Origin of the sequence: Curtobacterium flaccumfaciens (genome assembly GCF_051548005.1) — a bacterium.
Taxonomy (GTDB): Bacteria; Actinomycetota; Actinomycetes; order Actinomycetales; family Microbacteriaceae; genus Curtobacterium.
In genome coordinates this window covers 1-2,660 of the sequence record NZ_JBPUGH010000239.1, presented here as the reverse complement: position 1 = coordinate 2,660, position 2,660 = coordinate 1, and the positions used below count along the sequence as shown (strand labels likewise).

Annotated in this window: 4 protein-coding genes; 1 reads left to right on the top strand and 3 read right to left on the bottom strand. The window is 74.3% G+C overall.

The features are described 5' to 3' along the window. Nucleotides 1-108 precede the first annotated feature (108 nt). The 3 genes from ACSW7Y_RS16905 to ACSW7Y_RS16895 all read right to left on the bottom strand — a co-directional run bounded on the left by ACSW7Y_RS16905 (nucleotide 109) and on the right by ACSW7Y_RS16895 (nucleotide 2,146). On the bottom strand, nucleotides 109-522 hold the full coding sequence (locus tag ACSW7Y_RS16905; RefSeq protein WP_438127388.1) for a GNAT family N-acetyltransferase: 414 nt from the start codon (nucleotides 520-522) through the stop codon (nucleotides 109-111). Nucleotides 523-743: 221 nt separating this feature from the next. Next, entirely contained in the window at nucleotides 744-1,829 is a 1,086-nt protein-coding gene (locus tag ACSW7Y_RS16900; protein ID WP_438127387.1) for a lactonase family protein, read from the bottom strand. Further along, nucleotides 1,826-2,146: a chorismate mutase gene (locus ACSW7Y_RS16895; RefSeq protein ID WP_058725217.1), complete on the bottom strand. Its 321-nt coding sequence runs from the start codon at nucleotides 2,144-2,146 to the stop codon at nucleotides 1,826-1,828. Before ACSW7Y_RS16895 ends, ACSW7Y_RS16900 begins: the two co-directional genes overlap by 4 nt. Before the next feature lie 66 nt (nucleotides 2,147-2,212). Here ACSW7Y_RS16895 and ACSW7Y_RS16890 point away from each other — a divergent pair, with 66 nt between their 5' ends. Next, nucleotides 2,213-2,617, top strand: a complete 405-nt coding sequence (locus ACSW7Y_RS16890; protein ID WP_438127386.1) for a DUF1304 domain-containing protein — start codon at nucleotides 2,213-2,215, stop codon at nucleotides 2,615-2,617. Nucleotides 2,618-2,660: the final 43 nt, after the last annotated feature.

The following is a 2,660-nucleotide window of genomic DNA, read 5'->3' as shown; positions in this document are numbered from 1 at the left end:
TCGCCGGCCGGAGCGCGCTGGTCGCCGGCCGGAGCGCGCTGGTCGCTGGCCGGAGCGCGCTGGCCGCCGGCCGGAGCCCGGTGGCCGCCGGACGTCAGCAGCCTGCCGTCAGCGGACGGGCAGCGCCATACCGAGGCTCGGCGCGACGTCCTCGAAGCCGAGGGACCGGTAGAGCCGCTGCCCGGGCGGGTCCCCGACGAGGGTGACGTACGCGTCCTCCGGAGCCCGCTCGCGGATGTCCGCGACGAGCCGCTCCACCACGGCACGGCCGATCCCGTGCCGCTGGTGCGCCGGGTCGGTGGCGATGTCCGCGATGTGGAAGTACCAGCCGCCGTCACCGATCGCCCGCCCCATCGCGACCACGGCACCCTCGGGATCGACGACGTGGCAGGCCGTCCAGCTCCCGGCGATCGCTCCGGCTCCCTGCTCGGGCGTCTTGGGCGTCAGCCCGGAGTCGCGGCGCAGCCGCAGGTAGTCGGTGAGGGGTGGTGGACCGGTGACGATCGTGTAGGACGCGTCCATGCGCTCAGTCTGGCCGACCCCGGTGACACGGGCCGCGCCTCCAGGTCGACGCGGCACGCGAACCCCGGCTCCGGCGACCGTCCTCGCGCTGCCGGGCCCGAGAACGGTCGCCCAGCACGAGACTCGGGCCCGGCCACGCCACCGCCACGCGGCCACCGCCACGCCACCGCCACGCGGCCACCGAGGCGGCACCGCGGCGGCCGGCCGCAGCCGGTCGCTGCTCAGACCGGGACGATGCAGGCGGGCGTGCCCACCGCGATCTGCGCCACCGGCGCACCGGGGAGGCCGTCGTCGCCCACGGGCAGCACGGCGATCGCGTCCGACATCTGGTTGGCGACGAGCAGGTACCCCGGCACGCGGGCGAAGTGCCGCGGCCACGTCCCGCCGGCCGGGGCGGAGCCGATGCGGGAGAGTCCGCCGCCCGCGGCGTCGAGCACCACGACCACGTCGCGTCCGCGGACCGCGACGTACACGCGTCCGGCGTCGTCGACCTCGACGTGGCTGAGCAGCGATTCCCCGACGGCGCCGTCGAACGTCGGCTCGGACGCGACGACCGTGAACGAGCCGGAGTCGTCACGGCGGAGGCGGTGGACCCGGCCGTCGAGCTCGCCGGCGACGATGAGGTCACCGTCGTACCAGGCCATGTGCCGCGGGCCGGTGCCGGGAGCGACGTGGTGGACCCGGACCCGCTCGACGGCGGGCTCGGCGGTCACGCGGAACTCGTGCAGGGCATCGCCGCCGAGGTCGGCCACCAGGACGGTCCCGTCCGGGGTCGCGGTCGACTGGTGAGCGTGTGGGCCCTCCTGCCGGTCCTCGTCCGGGCCGGTGACGTCCGGGAGGACCTCGGTGACGACGGCCGTGTCGGGCACGGTGATCCGGTCGGCGGTGCCGTGCACGCCGACGACCCCGTCGCTGGCGAGCACCGAGGCGGCGTACGACTCGGCGCGCTCGAGCGACACCGCGGTGACGGTGCCCGAGGTGTAGTTCGCCACGACCAGCGCGCCCGACGGGTCCACCCGCACGTGGCACGGGGCGTCACCGCCGGCACTGGCGTCCCACAGGTGCTCCAGGCCCCCGGCGGTCCGTCGGAAGGCCGAGACGCTGCCGTCGGCGGTCTCGGAGACGGCGTAGACCCGGTCGCCGGAGACGGCCAGGAAGGACGGGTCGTCCATCACGGCCACGGTCCGGGCCACGCCGTCGTGGACGAGCGAGACACCGGTGGCGGTACCGCCGCCCGTCGCCGTGTAGGAGCCGACGAGCAGGTCCGGCAGCGCGGGCCGGGACTGCTCCGGCCGGTCGCCGCTCACTCGCTGCCGCCCGCGATGCGCTCGTGGTGGTGGATGACCTCGGCGACGATGAAGTTCAGGAACTTCTCCGCGAAGGCCGGGTCGAGGTGCGACTCGGCAGCCAGGTCACGGAGGCGTGCCACCTGGATCTGCTCCCGCACGGGATCGGCCGCGGGCATGCCGGCGGCGGCCTTGAGGTAGCCGACGCGCTGCGTGTACTTGAAGCGTTCGGCGAGCATGTGGATCACGGCGGCGTCGATGTTGTCGATGCTCTGCCGGATGCTCTGCAGTTCGGCGACGGCTCCGTCGTCGTGGGCGGGCGTGCGGTCGTCGCTCATGCACCGAGCCTACTGGCCGAGCCGGCCGGCCCTCACGTCGGTGACGAGCCTGCGAGAATGGAGGCCATGACGGCTCTCCTCGTGATCTCGAGCGTGTGCGCGGTCCTCGCCGGACTCGTGCACGTGTACATCTTCTTCCTCGAGTCGATCGCCTGGACGAGCCCGCGCGTCCGGCGCATCTTCAGCATCGAGACCGAGTCCGATGCGCTCGCGACCCGGTCGATGGCGTTCAACCAGGGCTTCTACAACCTGTTCCTCGCGATCGGCGCGATCCTCGGCGTCGTCCTGATCGCCGCCGGCAACGGCGCGGTCGGGTGGCCGATCACGGTCTTCGCGACGGCGTCGATGCTCGGTGCGGCGGTCGTGCTGCTCGGTTCCGGCCGTCGCTACCTCCGCGCGGCGCTCGCGCAGGGCACGCTGCCGTTCCTCGCACTGCTGTCGGCGCTGCTCGGGTCGACGTTCGGCGCCTGACCCCGGCACGACGAGCCCGGCCCCGACCCCGACGTCGCGGCGC

What these genes read in the sequence shown, in the direction of transcription:
- ACSW7Y_RS16895 (WP_058725217.1), bottom strand. Translation starts at nt 2,146, where the DNA reads ATGAGCGACGACCGCACGCCCGCCCACGACGACGGAGCCGTCGCCGAA.
- ACSW7Y_RS16905 (WP_438127388.1), bottom strand. Translation starts at nt 522, where the DNA reads ATGGACGCGTCCTACACGATCGTCACCGGTCCACCACCCCTCACCGAC.
- ACSW7Y_RS16890 (WP_438127386.1), top strand. Translation starts at nt 2,213, where the DNA reads ATGACGGCTCTCCTCGTGATCTCGAGCGTGTGCGCGGTCCTCGCCGGA.